We start from the raw sequence: 17,370 nt of genomic DNA, 5'->3' as shown, positions 1-17,370 counted from the left end.
GCGGCCCGGAGCACGTGGCGTCCGCTGTCCGGCACGCCGGCTAGACTTCCACCTCATGACCAGCCCGGCAACGCATGCATCCACTTCGACCTCGGAGAACGAGGAGGAGTATGACATTCTGGACCTCTTCGCAGGTCCTGGTGGGCTGGACGTGGCCGCACACTTCCTCGGGAAGAAAGCCATCGGTATCGAGTGGGACGCCAACGCGTGTGAGACGCGTTACGCAGCCGGCCTGGCGACGATTCACGCCGATGTCACCAAGATGCGGACTGATCCGGGCAGGTACAGGGAGATCCTGAAGAACATCAAGGTTCTCGCGGGCGGACCGCCCTGCCAGACATTCTCCGTCGCAGGCAGCGGAGCGGGCAGGCAGGCCTTGGACGAGGTCACGGGCTTCATCGAGCGTCTTGTGGACGACCCGCAGTCCGCGGACGTCATCGACAAGGAACTCTCCGCGGCCCAGATCGACGAGCGGACCGCACTGGTTCTTGAACCACTCCGCTGGATCCTTGACGCCATCCTCGACGAGGACAGGGAACCGTTCGAAACGATCATTCTGGAGCAGGTGCCCGCCGTCTGGCCCGTCTGGAAGGTCTACGAGAAGGTTCTGCGGAGCCGGCTTCCCGACGGCGTCGTGTACCGCACGGTGTCGGGTGTCCTCCGCACCGAGCAATTCGGTGTTCCTCAGACGCGCCGTCGGGCGGTGCTCATCGCTCAGCTCGGAAAAGGCGACGATCCTGAGCTGCCGGAGGCGACGCACGGAGCCTTCCGACGGGCAACAGGGCCGGTGTCCGCGGCTCCTGCTCCGTCTCGGCCGTCCGCACCGGCCGTCCAGGAAACATTGCTGGAGCTGCCGGAACAACGGAGGAGCGAGGACGAGTCCCCCGCCCAGTGGGTCTCCATGGGAAAGGCTCTGCACCGCGCGCGGAAGACATTGGGCGTCTCCGAGGAGCTGCCTCTCCGCTCTTCCTTCGTCGTCCGGTCCAACTATGGATCCGGCGGCGACCCCAAGAAGCGGGGGGAGCGCGCGTCTGCCGAGCCGGCCTTCACCGTGACCGGCAAGGTCTCGCGCAATGTCGTCACGGGCGAGACCGGCCCTGACAAGTTCACCATCCACGAGGCGGGGGTGCTGCAGACCTTCCCCGGCAACTTCCCGTGGTCCGGCAACGACAAGGCTCAGCAGGTCGGCAACGCGGTTCCCCCACGCTTCGGCGTCCACCTCCTCGCTGCCGCTCTGGGCTCCACACGTGAAGTGCGCGATACCGCACTGGCCTCGATGGTGGAGTGGCCCGCGGTCGACCACGACGAGTGCGAGCGGTTGCGGGCCCTCGGCTGCGACGACTACACCGACTGCCCTGCGACGCCGCCGCACCCGGGCCGCGACCGACGTTCCGCGTCGAGCAAGCGGGCATAGAAGTCCGGCGCATCGGTACCGAGCGGTGCGGCGAGTCGTCGACCCGCGGCACATCGCCATGTCGTACCGAGCCGAAGGCCTGACGCACCCGAGCGGGGGCTACTCGGCCTTCACCCGCCCTCGCACTCGGGCATCCGTGAACAGCTCCTCGAACCGCCCCACCAAGTACTCCACTGCCCGCTGCGGCACCGGACCGTCGTCCGGTCCCTCCGGCAGCCCTCGGCGTGGCACCGGTGGAGCGGAATCCGCTTCGGCGATCCATCTCTCCAGAGCCGTGCCGTCCCAGTCGTCGTCCTCGGCGAGGGCGTCGTACATGAGCGTGCTCGCCGCGGAGTTGGTGACGACGGCCAGGGCATTGACCTCGCGGCCGGTTTTCACCGTCCCCTTGGCGATCATGCGTATCAGGGCCTGCGCCGTCGGGCGGTGATCAACGATGTCGAGGCGCAGAGTCGTGTTCAGTACGTCCTGATTGCCGCAGGCGACCTCGACCGGGCGGTAGTCGCCGCCGTCGCGAAAGAGTTCGGCGGCCCACCACAGGCGGGCGAAGGCCTGGGTGTAGTGGACGCCGGAGAAGCGGGCGGCCTGGACCTTGGGCCGCTCCCCCTTGCTGCCTTTGGCCGGCAGGTGACGCCACAGGACGTAGTCCGGCGCGACGGCCAGGGCGATGTAACTCCACAACCGGCTGTCCGCCGCTTCCCGACGAGAGAGCCGGAGGGCAGCATGCAGACGGGGGGCCAGCCAGGCGTCGGCCTCGGTGCGGGGCCCACCGTCGAACCTGTGCAGCGCGTCGTCGATCAGGTCGCGCAGCGGCGAGACCTCGGCCCGTGGGCCTGTGTCGGCAAGCGGCTCGGTCGCCTTGTCGAGTGCCACGTACGGTGGGGCCTCGTCACCGGTGAGAAGGCCGATCGTGATGTACTTCGCCGCATTGACGTCGGACAACAGGGCCAGGTACTCCGGCAGGTGCTCAGGTTTGTCGATCACTATCGGCTCTCCCTCTGGGCCGCGTCGACGGTACGGATGGCCGCACCCAGGTTCTTGGCGACCTTGGCCCGTCGGCCCGCCGCATAACTGATGCGCGCCTGCAGATCGTTCCAGCCGCTCGCCTCGGCGCGGCGGGAGTGGATCTCTCGAAGGGCGTCGTCCGGTGAGAGGTCGGGCAGGACGTCGCCGAGCATGCTCTTCAGTACGGCGTCCCTCCAGCCACCGGGCCACTCGGGCTCCCCGTACTCGTTGAGCTCCAGGTCACCGACAGCGGCGTGGAAGACCGCGGTCCACACATCGGTGGCAATCTGTGCGGCAAGCATGTTCCGCATGGCCTTGGACATGGGGTCGCGAGCCGAGTTCAGCAGGTCGGTGACGCCCTCGAACGCCGTGTTGAGGTGGACCCTGGGCATGTCTCCGGACGTCTCCACGATCCAGGGGGCGTCCTTGAACGGCCGCAACCACTCCGGTCCTTGGACGAAGTCCTCCTCGACGATCTCCATCTCGTTCTGCCGGACCGGCTTGGCAGCCGCAAAGTCGACGATCCACGGAGAGTCCGACCTGCCGATCATGCGCCCAGGCTCACCGTCCACCGAGCCGACGACGACGATTGCCAGCTCGGCCCGACGGTGGTGCATCGACCGCCAGAGCCGGAGGTGGCCACTCCAGGTCTCCGAGGCACCGGGCGCCCTGGTGAGTCGGGCGGTGACGCGCGCGTTGGTCACGCTCTCGGTGAGGACGGCGACGACGGCGACATCGCTCCACGGTCCCGACGCGATCTCTTGGGCAGGCAGCTTCGCCGTGATCGCCAGGCGGGCACTCTCCCAGTCGTCACGCTCGATCTGGTGAAGGGCGACCACCTTCTCCTGAGCGGAGAAACACCAGGTCTCCAGGTCGTGCTGGTAGTACCCCTCCCGCTCCTGCCGAACGGCGGTCACCTCGAGAGCGATCTCTCCGGTGATCCGCTTGTACGGGTAGACCTTCATTCTCAGGCCCCCTTCGGCTTCTGCAGTTCGACGATCAAGCCGGCAAGGTGAGCTCTGACCGGGTGGGTGGAGGCGTCGGTGACGGCGGAGAAGGACGCCTGACGCTCGCCGGCGGCAAAGACGAGTCGACCGCCGTCCACCTCGCAGTTCTTCCCGGCCTCGATACGCGCCCATCCGACGACGGGCTTGGCTCCTGAACGGACGTCGAACTTGGCCACGGGCGCGAGGACCCACGGGTCGGGTGCACCCGGGAGCTTGACCTCAGCGGTGATGCACCACGCTCCGTCGGCGTCCAACTGGGCGTCGACGCTGCGGATGCTGGGTTGCGCGGTGGCCGCCCGGGCAACCGGACCTGCGGAGGCGCCGTCGAGACGGAGAAGGTCACGGAGGGCCTTCGGGCCGTCCTTCTTCTTCTCCCGTGCCCGACCGACCAGTTCACGAACAGCGGCGTTGGCCGCACGGGTGAAGTCGGTGATGCGGGTGGCGGCCCCTGCGGCATAGACCGTGCGCAGTTCGTCCGTCGGGCCCCACTTGTTGTGCTCCGGGGGTTCGGAGGCACGCAGGAAGCGCTCGGCGGCCTCCGCCTCGGCCGAGTCGTCGCCTGTGGCATGGCCGGCCAGCAGGACGGCCTGGAACGCGACGGCACCGAGTGGCAGGTCGGTGACGCGGGCACTGCGGATGACCATGCGATTGCCGCGCATCATGGCCATGTGGTTCAACTTGCCGTCGTTGTCGTCGGCCGCGGTCACCAGCACGACGGCCTCGTGTTCCACCGCACCGGTGCGGCTGCCTCGCAGTGGCGGCATGCGCAGCGGAACGCGGGCCAGCGCCACCTGGCCGGCCTCGGTCAGGCGATCCACGGTTTCACCGTTGAGGAAGGCCCGGAGGGCCCGGCTTCGCGCCGGCTGTGTCCGGTGGGGGTCGACACGCTCCTCGTCGATCACCACCTGGCCGTTGCGCAGTGTCCTCACGGACGCCTCGAGGATCGGCGGTCGGCCACGCCCGGAGGTCATGGCCGCCCAGAAGTTCTGGCCGAGAGCTTCGACCAGGCGGTGGTGCATCGACTGGACCGAGTCGTCCTCGACGTCCGCGGCGGTCGCCGAATCACCCGCCTTACCGGCCACGTCGTGAGCGCCGACGATCAGGAACGAGGTGCCCGGCTCGGTGCTCTCCCGTTTCAGATACAGCTGCTCGACCGTGGGCTCGTCGGCCCACCAGGAACGCGCAACGTTCTGGCTGCCCGGTGCGGTGTCCGGTTCGCCGAGCCACGCGGGTCCGGCGTACGGCGTACCGTCGACCTCGTGCCACGGGAGGTCGAGACGACCGATGAGACGGCGCTCGGTCCGGCCTTCGTGAGGCTCGGAGAGCGTGGAGTTGATCAACACGAGTCCGAGGCGGCTGGTCGCCCAGAGCGTGGCCTTGCCCAAACCGTAGGAACCACCGGCACCCGCGAAGGACTTACGACTGTCTAGCTGTCGGCGAACGACGGCGGCGAAGCGGCCGTCGTCGTAATCGTCGCCGGTCAGCCCGGAGGCGTTGTAGTCGTCGACACGAAGGAGGACGAGCCGGTCGCGGTCGTACATCTCCCGAAGTCCCTCGGCGACCACCTGGCCGACCTTCTGCTTCTGCGCCGCAGCGGCCTCGTAGTGGGGGAAGAGCTCGTCCCACTTGATGGCCTCGCGGAATCGGACCAACGACTCGCCGGTCAGCTCGTGCAGGGTGTACCGCACGCGCACAGGTCGGGACTGGTCGTAGCGCTCGTCGAGGCTGTTCTGCGTAGCCTCACGTGCGAGGACCGAGACATCGGCGTCGAAGGCGAACGCGGCGGCGTTGCCGAATTCCCTCCCTCCGTCCCGGTGGGCGGGGCGGTGGTACCAGCTCACGGGCTTGGCAGGGCTGACCACATCGGTGGTCCGCGTGTGCAGGGCGGCGTAATCGGCATCGAGCGCTGCCGCTATCGCTCTCATGGTCTCTTCCCTGGGAACCGCCCGGCCTGTGATCCAGGCCGACACCGCGGCTCTGGTGAGCCCCACGGCTTCCGCGAGTTCCGTCTGGCTCATATCGGCCCGGCGCAACTGCCGGGCCAACCAAGGTCCGAACTCCACTGCGTCCTCCACCGTGTGCCAGCCCCCTCGGTCGACCTGCCTGCCACAACGCCCAGACCATAGCAGGGCATTTGACAAACTGACGGTAGGACAAAATTCTTTGACACCGACGACCTGTTCCCGTAGAACCGACCGAACGCACAGAACGGCGGAGATCCACGGTTCGCCGCTTCCATCCGGCTGTGACCTACCGCAACGCCGGTCATGCGCGAGATGGATCGGCGGGTACGCGGACATATCGATCCAGCCGTAGAGCCACGCGGTGTGGGTGGTGAGGTCTAGAGTCCGGACCGTGGGCCGACACGGGTACGTTTGACAGAGAGTGGCGGTACATGCCTTGCGGGGTTCGGGGGAGCCCGCAGGTGCAATCTGACGAGGGGCACTGTCGTGTCGTTGACTGAGGGGGTGCGGTCATGACGATGAAGAGGTGGCCGGACTGGGTTCCGGACGCAGGTCTGGTTCGCGAGGTGGACGCGGTCTTCGAACGGGCCATGAGCGCCTACCGGGTGAATCCGCACCTGATCACGGAGCACGCCAACCAGGAAGAGTCCATTCGGGTCGGCGGCTACTCCAACCGCACGCTGCTCGAGCTCGTCCAGAACGCCGCCGACGCGATGTCCGGGAGTTCCGAGCACACAGCGGGCGCCGGACGGGTCGAGATCGTCCTTGATCTCGACACTCGGACTCTGTACTGCGCGAACGCCGGTCGCCCGTTCTCCCGGACCGGGCTGACAACGCTCACTCACGCACACATCAGCGGCAAACGCGGTGACGAGATCGGCAGGTTCGGTCTCGGCTTCAAGTCGGTGCTGGCGGTCACCGACGCTCCCCAGGTCTTCAGCCGCTCCGTCGCGTTCGAGTTCAACTCGGACAGGGCGAAGGCCGCGATCAGGTCGCTCGGCACCGCAGCCTCCCGGCTTCCGGCCCTGCGCCTCTCCACCCGACTCGACGCAGAGGCTGAGTTCGCCAAGGATCCCGTCCTGGCGGACCTTGCCACCTGGGCCGTGACGGTCATCAAACTGCCGAACGCGGCCAAGCTGACCAACCTGCAGGAGGAGATCCACAGGTTCCGGTCCGAGTTCCTCCTGTTCGTCAACGCGGTTCGGGAGGTTCGTCTCCGCGTCGTCGGCGGCGGGAAGAGTGAGTTCAGCACCAGCCACGTGTCTCGTGATCTTGGCGACGGACGCTTCCGGATCGAACGACCCGACGGCGATCACGACGAGTGGTACGTCGAGAACCGCATGCACTCGCCCAGCCCAGAGGCGCGGGCCGAGGTCGGAGAGGCGGTGTCCCGTGACCGGATGAAGGTCACGGTCGCCCTTCCGGCACGGTTCTCACAGCTCCGGACCGGGGAGTTCTGGTCCTACTTCCCTCTGCAGGACAAGACCTCGGCGTCGGCCCTCTTCAATGCGCCGTGGAGCGTCAACGACGACCGCACCACTCTCCTCGACAACCTCTACAACAAGGAGATCTTGGCGACTCTCTCCGAGATGTTCGTCGACGCCTTGGAGCAGATCTCGTCGGTGGACGATCCGGCTGCTCACCTCGACTACATGCCGGCCCGTGGCCGTGAAGCCCACTCGTTCGGCGACGAGATCCTCTGCCACCACGTGCCGCGCCGGGGCGCCATGCTGAGCCTGGTGCCGGACGCCCGCGGCGCGCTGCGCATGCCGCAGGATCTCCGCCCGCTCGACTTTTCCGTCAGCGCGACCGAGAAGAACCACGAGGACTGGATCAGGTCGCCCCACACGGCTGAGGATGTGCCGCACTGGCGCTGTTACAGCAATCCTCAACGGGTTTCCCGGCTCCGCCAGCTCTTCCACCACAGCGTGACGGATGCCTACCTCGCGGAAGGCATCCGGGACGAGAACAAGGCGCTGGAGAAGATCGACAAGCGCGGAGTACGTACCTGGCTTCGTGAGTGGGCGGACGGCGACGACATGACGTCCGCTGCGAGGGCCTTGGAGTACGTCCTTATGAACCCCAAGGTCGAGGGCATCAACTCGGCGCGGGTGATCCCCACCACGGATGGTCTGCGCTCCCTGAAGGACAGCCGTACGGTCTTCCTGGACCGCACGGGAGACGACGAGATCGAGGGTTCCAGCTTCGTCGTGCCGGCCTTCCTGGACATCCCAGGTGTCCGGAAGAAGCTCGGCGACCGTGGGTTCAGGGACCTCGATCCCTTCGCCGTGCTCCAGTCACGGGCCGCCAAGTTGGCCGCAGAGCCGGAGGAAGAGGCCTGCTCCAAGTTCTGGGAAGCTGCCCGGAACGTGTCGCCGAAGCAGGCCGAGAGCATTGTCACGGGAGACAAGGCACGGCATCTGAAGGTGCCGACGTTGGCCGGAGGATGGGCCGAGCCCGGCCAGGTCCTGGACATCGAAGGACTCTCCGGAAGCACACCGCATCTCGTGCTGGACAACGACCGCTGTGTACCGCAGGTCGCGCACTCGGCCGGCGTCATCACACGGCCGGTCCGGTCATACGCGTTGGAGGACGAGGGCCGCTTCGAGGAGTACGGCGAGTTCGTCATCGACGAGCTGAATCGAAAGCTCGGTCCTGGTGAGCGCCACGTCGAACGAGTCGAGTTCGAGGAGGAGACCGGGCCGGGTCCCTTCTCCGTGCTGTTCATGCTCAAGGAGGCCGGGGCCCCCGATCGTGTCCGCGAGACGTGGACCACGCAGCTCCTCACCCTCGACGAGTCGAGGTACTGGAACTGCACGGATGTCGACACCGGGTTGACGCACCGGGTTCTGTCGCCCGTGCGGTGGGCGGTCAGCCGGGCGGGCCTGATCGGTTCGACGCGCGGCTACCGCGCTCCCGAGAAGGTGGTCTCGGCGTCTCTCGTGGAGTACGGAGCCGTGCTGCCTCTTTTCCGAGGCCCCCGCCCGGTGGAGGACGCGTTGGCCCTGCCCAAGGATCTGGACAAGGTACCGGCGGACGTCCTGCGTGAGGCTCTCCGGACAGAAGTATCCGCGCCCATCAAGAACGCCGCCCTGGCCGGGTTCGTGCTGACCGCCGGCCGCATCGCCTTCGCCGGCGGGCATCCCACCCACATCCCCGCGCGCGTGGGGAACGCGGTGGAAACCAAGCGGCCCAGCATGGTCTACCTCGCCACCACGGAGGAGGAACGGGCCTACCTCAGCAGTCGACAGAAGCCGTACCTGCGTGTGGGCGAGGACGAGGCCGAGCTCTTCGTCGAGACCGTCGGATGTCGACGCTTCGACGACAGCTTCTCCTTCTCCCTGCACATCGACGGCCGGCAGGCCCCCGAGCCCGTGCTGGACGTCTACGCGGGCCTGCGCAACTCCTTCGTCGCGGACAAGGTGTCGAACGCGGAGATCTCCAGGGTCGCTCAGATCGTCAAGCGGGTCACCAGGGAGGACGGTGTCGACGACGAATCCCTCGAGTGGCATCTGGACGGGCTCACCCTGCTCGTCCGTGCCGAGTTCGACGAGCGCCGCGTTCTGGAGATCGTCAGCCGGGAGTTCGACCTCGGACTGTCGAATGCCGACATGAGCGAGGTGATCCGGTCCGGCCTCGATCAGCGGCTCGAAGAACAGCGGCAAGCCGCTCAGGCGGCGTCCGGCGACGAAGAGCGTCTGGAGATCTTCTTCGGGGACGACACCCTCCGGGAGAACCTTCCCAAGGGTCTGTGGCAGGCGCTCGAGAGCCAGGGGCTGGTGAACGAGGGCACCTCGGTCCCGGAGCTCTTCCTGACCGTCTACGGGAGTGACTCCATCAAGCAGCTCGCCCCGGAGTTCGTCTCGGAAGGCTATACCGATGTGCCCACCACCTGGGCGGGCTCGCCTTCGACGATCACATGGCTCCGCAAGATGGGGTTCGGCGCCAAGTACGCGGGCCACCGCACCCGCCATCAGGACGACGAGTTCGTCGTCCCGGGCGCTGTACGACTCACCCGTCTGCACGGCTTCCAGGAGGAGATCAGTAAGGAGCTGACGAAGGTCCTGACCCTGCGGGAAGAGAACGGGCACGCCCGTAAGTGCCTGGTGGAGCTGCCCACGGGCGCCGGTAAGACCCGCGTCGCCACGGAGACGGTACTGCGGCTCTTCGCCCGTGAACGTTTGAGCGGCACGGTCCTGTGGATCGCCCAGTCCGAAGAGCTCTGCGAGCAAGCCGTGCAGACCTTCAGCACCGTGTGGCGATGGCTCGGCGACGAACGCCCGCTGACAGTCGGCCGACTCTGGAACAACAACATCGTCCATGAGCCCGACACCGAGTGCAGCGTGGTCGTGGCGACCGACGCCAAGCTGAACAAGGTGATCGAGAACGGCGGCGCCGAGTACGACTGGCTCTGGCAGGCGTCCGCCGTCTTCATCGACGAGGCCCACCGCGCCGGCGGGTCGTCGATGTACACCCGGATTCTGCGTCGGCTAGGCATCGACGGCCGAAGCTGGGAGCGACCCCTGGTCGGTCTTTCGGCGACGCCGTTCAAGGGCAACCCGGAGGTGGGCACGCAGACCAAGGAACTCGCCGCCCGCTTCGGTGCCCACAAGATCCAGGCCTTCGGCGGAAACGCCTACGAGGAACTCGCCAAGCGCGGCGTTCTGGCCCGGGTCGAGCACGAGGTTCTCGAGGGCGTACACGTCGCGCTGGACCCGGCCGAGAGCGAACAGATCAGGTCTCGTCGCAAGCTCGAACCGAAGGTCCTCGACCGCATCGGTCGGGACCAGGCACGGCTGAAGGTCCTTGTGAACCACATGAGTGCCGTCCTCGACAGGAACCCCGACTGGCCCGTGCTCGTCTTCACCCCCAACGTCCTGTCCGCCCAGGTGCTCGCTGCCACCCTTCGGTACCGGGGTGTGGAGGCCGCCTCGGTCAGCGGGCAGACCGGCCGGCAGGAGCGCCGGGACATCATCAAGCGCTTCAAGGACGGAAAGATCAGGGTCCTCACCAACTGCGACCTGTTGATCCAGGGCTTCGACGCTCCGGGAGTGCGGGCCCTCTACATCGCCAGGCCGACCTTCAGCCCAAGCGCCTACATCCAGATGGCCGGGCGAGGCCTCCGGGGGCCCGTCAACGGCGGTAAGCCCGAATGCCTCATCGTCGATGTCGCCGACAACTTCGGGGCCGTGAACGACTTCCTCGGCTACCGAGCGTACGAGAAGCTTTGGCGGGAGCAGGAAGCATGATTCTTATACCGGACGTCGCCGAGATCGAGGCGACCACCACCAGCAACGCCGAGCGCCGGGTGGCCCGACTGCTCCAGATGGTGGACGGTCCCGGCGACGCGGTGGCCTTCCACTCCGTGAAACTGCGGAGCCACGCGGTCAAGCAGCAGGGCGAAGCGGACTTCGTCGTGCTGTGGAACGGCGTCGTGATCCTCATCGAGGTCAAGGGCGGGGGCGTCAGGAAGTACGACGGCGTCTGGTACTCGATCGATCGTCGTGGTGACTGGAAGAAGCTCCGGGAATCGCCGATGGATCAGGCCCAGTCTGCCATGTACGCGCTGCGCGACATCCTCCGCCAGGAGGGAGTCGGGTGGTTCGCCTCCGAGGCTGTTGCGATCACCCCGGACATCGACGCGCCTCCACCCGCTGTCGAATGGAAGGGCAGCCATTGGTGGGCCAAGGACGAGATGAATGTCGCCGCGCTGACCAAGGCTCTGCGGGATGTCGCTGCCGAAGCGCGGTCGGCGCCCCATGGAATGAAGCTCGCCCGGTCAGAGACCTTGCGCGCCCGTCTCTTCGGCGAGTTCACCCGGATGCCCGTCATCGATGCGCAGCGTGGCGCTGTCATCGAGGAACAGAACCGGGCGACCGAGGGGCAGGCGCGGGTCCTCGCGGCCCTGTCCCGCAACCCGAGGATGCTCGTGTTCGGTGGTGCGGGAACCGGCAAGTCGTTGGTGCTCGCCGAAGGCGCCAAGCAGGAGGCGTCCGCGGGCAGGTCCGTGCTCGTCACCTTCCATTCGCCGTCCTTGGTGCACTTCTTCGGCCCCCGTCTCGCCGGCAAGGACGTCGATCTCCGCCCCTTCGCCGACCTGGACGGCGACAAGCAGTACGACGTCGTGTTCGTGGACGAGGCGCAGGACCTGATGAACGCCGAGGGCATGGACAAACTGGATGCGGTCATCCGTGGCGGCCGCTCCGGTGGTCGTTGGCGGATGTTCCTGGACCCCAACAACCAGGCACACGTCGACGGCGAATTCGACTCCGAGGTCTGCGAACTCGTCCAGGAGGAAGCCCTCCAGTACGACCTGGACCGCAACGTGCGGAACACGCGTGCCATCGTCCACATCGTGCAGGAGTACCTCGGTGCGGATGTGGGAGATCCTGGCATCGTCCACGGCGACAGGGTGGAATGGCGTTGGTCCGACGGCGCTGCCGACGTCAGTGCGGCGGAGGCCGTGGCTCGTCAGCTCGTCTCCGCCGGCGCACGCAGCGACAACATCTGGATCATCAGTGTCTCCGCGGATCAGGAGCCCCGCAGGTCGACGGCGGGCTTCCTTGTGACCAGTCCCCGCTTCGCGAAGGGCCTGGAGGCGGAGCACGTCATCGTCTGCGATCTGCCGGCCGAATACGACGCCCGAGGACTCTCCGCCTTCTACGTGGCGGTCACCAGAGCCCGGGTGACGCTTCATGTCGTCGCGTCCGCGCAGGACAAGAAGCGACTGCAGGGACTTCTTGGGAAGCAGGTTGCCAAGTGACACTGACGGAAGCCCAGAAGGAGGCCCTGCGCCACCTGCGTACCTCGTACGTCGGGCCGGAGGCCGGCGAGGAGGAGATCACCACGAACCTCCCGCACCGACAGTACGCGGTGGGCATGCTGTTCCCGGCCGGGGCGACTTCCTCCGGCGAGGGGGACGACAGCACCGGGTCGGGCGGGGCGCTCTCCGCCGACGTACCCACCGGTGAGGTCGAGGAGTCCGGCGCGGCGGTGCCTCTGGCCGAGGACTGGAAGCCTTCCACGGTGGCGATCTCCTTCGTCACGGACGGGGACTCGGTCCACGTCGATCTCTCCTGCGGCACCTACGCCCGGGTGGAGGGTGACGGCCCTCCACGGTGGCGTCGGACACCGTTCTCCGTACGAGGTCTCGTCCTCAAGAAGGGCAACGGCCCCGAGGAGCTCGACGCGGGCAACGTCCGCGCCGCGGTCGGAGCGCGCTGGCGTGACTTCAAGGGAGCCCACCTCGTCACGGTGCACGTACGGGTGCTCACCAGGACCAGCGGAGACGACCGCTCGGACATCGCCCGGATGCTGTTCCAGGTAGGACTGGCCGTTTCGCCCTGCCCGGGCGGCCGGATCCTGGAGTACGACACGACAAGGTCGTTCGACACCGATCCGGAAACGGCCGAGCTCCGCCTCCGCTACCGCAACCGCAAGGTCTACGCGGTCGGACACGGCATGGCCGCGGACTGGAAGACCACGGACGGACGTTGTGCCAAGGTCTTCCTCGATCCCGTGCCGTCGTTCGTCGTGCCGGCGGTGGAAACCACCGGCTTCGACGCGGGATCTCCCGAAGCCCGGTCCTTGGATCTCGACCACCTGTCGATGATCGACGCGAACCCCGAACCGGTACTCGGCTCGCTGGACACCTTCGTCGACGCGTTCGCGAGATGGGCGTCCGACCAGATGAGCCGGGCCGAATCCCTCGATGCGGACCGGGACGTCGCGGTGCGCATCGCCGAGCGCTCCCAGGTGGCGGTCGAGCGGATGCGGGTGGGCGTGCTGGAACTGCGTGGCCGGCCGGAGTACCGGACTGCGTTCGCCCTTGGCATGGCCGCCATGCGCTTGCAGATGCGCCAGGCCGAAATCAACCGCGGCACACCCGAAGAGCAGGTGACGGAGCCACGATGGCGTCCGTTCCAACTCGGCTTCCTTCTCATTTCGTTGGCCTCGACGATGGACCCCGCACACGACGAACGGGACTTGGTCGACCTCATCTGGTTCCCCACCGGGGGTGGCAAGACCGAGGCGTACCTCGGTCTTGCCGCGATCGAAATCTTCCGTCGGCGGCTCGCACACGGGCTCAAGGGCGGGGGGACCGCCGTTCTGACGCGGTACACCCTGCGCCTGCTCACCTCGCAGCAGTTCCAGCGTGCCGCTGCCCTGGTCTGCGCCATGGAGATCCTGCGCGCGACCGACGGTCGCGTGAAGGGTATGGCCCCTTTCTCGATCGGACTCTGGGTCGGCAACGAGGTCACTCCAGGTACACGCGACGAGGCGAAAAAGGCCCTGGAACGCCTTCGGAAGGCGGCCCGTCCCGAGGAGGCGAACCAGTTCCAGGTCGAGAGCTGCCCCTGGTGCATGACGCCCTTGGTTCCGGATGCCAGAAGCGACAAGGACTCCGACTACGGCATGCGTCTCGTCGGACGCGACGTGGTGATCCATTGCGTCGACGACGGCTGTTCGTTCAGCGCCGAGCTCCCGCTGGCAGTCGTGGACGAGGTCCTCTACGAGGAACCACCCACGATCCTCCTGGCCACTGTCGACAAACTGGCCCGACTCCAGTTCCGGCCCGAAGCCGGAAAACTTCTCGGTCTGGGCACCGTATTCCTACAGCCGTCCATGATCATCCAAGACGAGCTGCACCTGCTCTCGGGTCCGCTGGGAACCACGGTCGCGGTCTTCGACGCGGTACTGCAACTGCTGCTGAAGCGCGCGGGCAGCAGCCCCAAGATCATTGCCTCGACAGCGACCATCCGAGCCTCCGCGGAGCAGGTCCAAGGTCTCTACGGGCGAAAGGTCGCCCTCTACCCCCCGTCGGGTCTGGACGACGATCGGACGTTCTTCTCCCGGCCTGTGCGGAGCGGCGAAGGTCGCCTCTACGTCGGCCTGATGCCCCAGTCGGTGTCCCAGCCCTCCGCCGTGATCGCGGCGGTCACGCCCATGGCCGAAATGCCGGAGGTACTCTCCGCCCGGGCGCCGGACGCGGCGACGCGCGACGCCTACTGGACTTTGGTCATGTATCACAACAGTCTCCGCGAACTGGGACGCACCGGAACCCTGGTCGTCGACGACGTCAACGGTCGACTCGAGGCGAGGGCCGAGCGCCTGGGAATCCCCCTCCGCCCGATCAGGGCGGACAACGTCCTGGAGCTCACCGGTCGACGGGAAGCGGAGGAACTGCCGAAGGATCTTCGTGCCCTCCGGGCTCGCGCGGACGACTCGAAGGACGCCATCGACGTCGTTCTCTCGTCGAACATGCTGTCCGTCGGCATCGACATCCCCCGGCTCGCCCTGATGCTCATGGTGGGACAGCCCAAGACCACCGCGGAGTACATCCAGGCGACCAGCCGTGTCGGGCGTGGCGACACCCGAGGCATCGTAGTGACGCTCTTCCGGTCGACCAGAGCTCGCGACCGCTCCCACTTCGAAACCTTCCGCACCTATCACGAGGCCCTCTACCGCAGCGTCGAGCCGACCAGTGTGACCCCTTGGTCCCTGGCCTCCCGCGAACGCTCGCTCGCCGGCGCTTTGGTCGCCCTGCTGCGGCAGTCCTTCACCCCGCTGGCCGACAACACGGCGGCTGGTCGACTCGATCTTGAGAACAGCACCATGAGCGGGGCTGTGGAACGCCTGGTGCACGAGTTCATCGGGTACGTCGAGCGCTCCGACCCGCCGGAGGCACAGGAGACGGAGGAAGCGGTCTGGAGTCTTCTGCGGCAATGGGACGGCCGGGCGGCGGATGCACGCGAGGCGCACGATTCCTTGCGCTATCAGAGCAACAAAAAGGAACAGGCAACGCTTTTGAAGAGGTTCGAGCAGCCTGGTGAAGGCTGGCTCGTCGGAGACTCGATGCGATCCGTGGAACCCAACGTGGCCGTCGAGGTCCAGGAGCCGCAGGAGGAGGTGCACCGTGGAGAAGATCAAGCATGACCTGCGCCTCTCCGAGACGATTTCGCCCTTCGGTGTCGGAGCGATCGTGGACGTGCGAGGGGCCTCCCTGATCGCACCCGACACCTCTTGGTGGAACACCAAGTACGCGTCGAGGATCAGCTGCGACCGTCTGATGGCCCGCCTCGGGGCAGGCACCCTGAGGGAGCCCCCCACGCATGCGGGCACAGCCGGCAAGGAGACTCCCGCGCTCCCCTACTGGCGATTCCCGGCCTGGCGGTTCTGTGAACGCTGCAACAGACTCACCAAGCTCACCGGTAGGAAGAAGGGCGAGTGGAGCAACACCTGCGACTGCGAGGGCAAGCTGGTGCCGATGCGGTATGTCGCAGTCTGCGAGAAGGGCAGCCACATTCAGGACATCCCGTGGTTCCAGTGGCTGCACCGGGGCCAGGCCGCATCCCTGAGCGAGTCGGTGCGCTTCTGCAAGGACTACAAGGCGATCCGGTTCAGGAAGTTGTCCGGCCGCGGTGAGGGACTCTCCTCCCTGGAGGTCAGATGCACCGGCTGTCGCAACAGCCGGACCTTGGCGGAGCTCGTCACCAGGGGCTCTCTGCATCGTGACGGAATCCGTTGCGCGGGTCGCCAACCCTGGGAGCCGGAGAGCGCGGTCAAGCAGCCCTGCCCGCACGGGTTGATCGCTGTCCAGCGGGGCGCGACCGGCAACTACATCGCCGAGCGCGTCTCGGCCCTCGACATACCGGAGGAGCGTCCACCGTCCGAGGAGACGGCGGACACGATCCGGGGGCACGTCTACTTCGACAAGATGGTCACCGACAACGGCGGGCCTCAGACGGAGCAACTCGCCACGTGGATCGCGGAGGAACTCGGCATCGCCCGCGAAACCGTCCTGGCGGTGGCTGCCGGACAGGAGACCTCGGCCAACGACATGCTGCTCGATCTGAAGGACGGCGAATGGGCGGCGTTCCTCAAGAAGCTCGAGGGCGGACGCGACCGCTCCGGGAGCAACTTCGTCGTCGACGGGACCGACCTCCGAGGCGCCGCAGGCCCGCAGGGTCTCCTGACCGTGATCAGCGGCATCGGACAGGTTCGTCGGGTCCGTGAGGTGCGCGCCCTCAAGGGGTTCCGTCGTCACAGCGCCGACGCCGACCTGATCAGGTCGGACCTGGGGCCCGATCAGGGCCGATACCCGACCTATCCGGCCATCGAATTGTTCGGCGAAGGCATCTTCATTCGCTTCGACGAGGACAGCCTCGCCCGGTGGGAGACGCGGCCGGAGGTCCAGGCACGTGCCCGACTCCTCACCGAGCGCAGGGCCGCTTCGCTGTGGGCAAGCCGTCTCGACGTGCCGGAGCCTCGGTACATCGCGCTGCACACGCTTGCGCATCTGCTCATCAGGCGCCTCGCCTTCGCAAGCGGTTACGCGTCGGCAGCCCTTCAGGAACGGATCTATGCGAACTCCGACCGCGCCGACAGGACAGCCGGGATATTGATCTACACGGCGGCGGGCGACGCTCAGGGGACACTCGGAGGTCTGGTCAGGCTGGGCCACCCGGACAGGTTGATCCCGCTCCTGGTCTCGGCCCTGGACGACGCGGACTTCTGCTCCAACGATCCCGTCTGCATCGAGAGCGACCGGCAGGGATCCTCCCATCTCAACCTCTCCGCCTGCCATGGATGCTCGCTGGTGAGCGAAACGTCCTGCGAGACCGGGAACCGACTTCTGGACCGGCAGTTGGTGCTCGGTGGCGGCGAGGTCACCGGCCTGTTGGAGGGCGTCCTGCCGGAGATCAGGCAGGTGATTCCACGAGTACCGGCGCAAAACCTGGGAGATTGATCTCCCGCCGGGGCATCGGTGATGTCCGCCGAGCGCGGAGTCGCGGTCGGCGGCTCGGCGCCGAAGCTCCCGGGCGAACCTGAGCCGCCTCAGGGCCGGCTGCGGCACGTAACCCTCGCGCCGCAGCCGGTACTCGGGGGGGGGGTGCCTCTATGTCTTTCGTCAAGCGGTGCGGGGGCTTCTCGGTTCGTAGAAGGTTCCGTCGCGGAGCATGGCGAACAGGACGCTGATGCG

Annotated in this window: 8 protein-coding genes; 5 read left to right on the top strand and 3 right to left on the bottom strand. The window is 67.0% G+C overall.

Annotated features, from left to right (window positions below; all coding sequences use genetic code 11):
• The first annotated feature begins 55 nt into the window (after positions 1–55).
• Complete coding sequence (locus ACWD3O_RS20975; RefSeq protein ID WP_451416912.1) at positions 56–1,414, top strand: DNA cytosine methyltransferase; 1,359 nt, start codon at positions 56–58, stop codon at positions 1,412–1,414.
• 99 nt (positions 1,415–1,513) lie between these two features.
• Here ACWD3O_RS20975 and ACWD3O_RS20970 read toward each other — a convergent pair whose 3' ends face one another.
• The 3 genes from ACWD3O_RS20970 to ACWD3O_RS20960 are packed head-to-tail and all read right to left on the bottom strand — an operon-like array spanning position 1,514 to position 5,498.
• A complete protein-coding gene (locus ACWD3O_RS20970) occupies positions 1,514–2,395 on the bottom strand; it encodes a DUF6339 family protein (protein WP_451416911.1) in 882 nt (293 codons plus the stop codon).
• Positions 2,395–3,381 carry a hypothetical protein gene (locus ACWD3O_RS20965; RefSeq protein ID WP_451416910.1) on the bottom strand — a complete coding sequence of 329 codons (987 nt, stop codon included), beginning with the start codon at positions 3,379–3,381 and terminating at the stop codon, positions 2,395–2,397. The genes ACWD3O_RS20970 and ACWD3O_RS20965 overlap by 1 nt, the downstream gene beginning before the upstream one ends.
• A 2-nt stretch (positions 3,382–3,383) precedes the next feature.
• Complete coding sequence (locus ACWD3O_RS20960; RefSeq protein WP_451416909.1) at positions 3,384–5,498, bottom strand: helix-turn-helix transcriptional regulator; 2,115 nt, start codon at positions 5,496–5,498, stop codon at positions 3,384–3,386.
• A 401-nt stretch (positions 5,499–5,899) separates the two neighbouring features.
• On the opposite strand from ACWD3O_RS20960, the gene ACWD3O_RS20955 reads away from it, so the two are divergent.
• Genes ACWD3O_RS20955 through drmB form a run of 4 tightly spaced genes read left to right on the top strand, consistent with a single transcriptional unit; the run spans position 5,900 to position 17,136 of the window.
• On the top strand, positions 5,900–10,636 hold the full coding sequence (locus ACWD3O_RS20955) for a sacsin N-terminal ATP-binding-like domain-containing protein (protein ID WP_451416908.1): 4,737 nt from the start codon (positions 5,900–5,902) through the stop codon (positions 10,634–10,636).
• The gene (locus ACWD3O_RS20950; RefSeq protein ID WP_451416907.1) at positions 10,633–12,150 is read left to right on the top strand and encodes an NERD domain-containing protein; all 1,518 of its coding nucleotides are present in this window, start codon (positions 10,633–10,635) and stop codon (positions 12,148–12,150) included. Before ACWD3O_RS20955 ends, ACWD3O_RS20950 begins: the two co-directional genes overlap by 4 nt.
• Positions 12,147–15,323 carry a helicase-related protein gene (locus tag ACWD3O_RS20945; RefSeq protein WP_451416906.1) on the top strand — a complete coding sequence of 1,059 codons (3,177 nt, stop codon included), beginning with the start codon at positions 12,147–12,149 and terminating at the stop codon, positions 15,321–15,323. Before ACWD3O_RS20950 ends, ACWD3O_RS20945 begins: the two co-directional genes overlap by 4 nt.
• Positions 15,304–17,136 (top strand): DrmB family protein, encoded by a 1,833-nt coding sequence (gene drmB / locus ACWD3O_RS20940; protein ID WP_451416905.1) that lies wholly within the window; start codon positions 15,304–15,306, stop codon positions 17,134–17,136. Before ACWD3O_RS20945 ends, drmB begins: the two co-directional genes overlap by 20 nt.
• Positions 17,137–17,370: the final 234 nt, after the last annotated feature.

Source organism: Streptomyces sp. NPDC002640 (genome assembly GCF_053592575.1).
Note: the sequence above shows the minus strand (reverse complement) of the source record. Positions and strands in the feature narration are given on the sequence as shown.

Coding starts and splice junctions, on each gene's coding strand:
- ACWD3O_RS20975 (WP_451416912.1), top strand. CDS start 56: ATGACCAGCCCGGCAACGCATGCATCCACTTCGACCTCGGAGAACGAG.
- ACWD3O_RS20965 (WP_451416910.1), bottom strand. CDS start 3,381: ATGAAGGTCTACCCGTACAAGCGGATCACCGGAGAGATCGCTCTCGAG.
- ACWD3O_RS20955 (WP_451416908.1), top strand. CDS start 5,900: ATGACGATGAAGAGGTGGCCGGACTGGGTTCCGGACGCAGGTCTGGTT.
- ACWD3O_RS20950 (WP_451416907.1), top strand. CDS start 10,633: ATGATTCTTATACCGGACGTCGCCGAGATCGAGGCGACCACCACCAGC.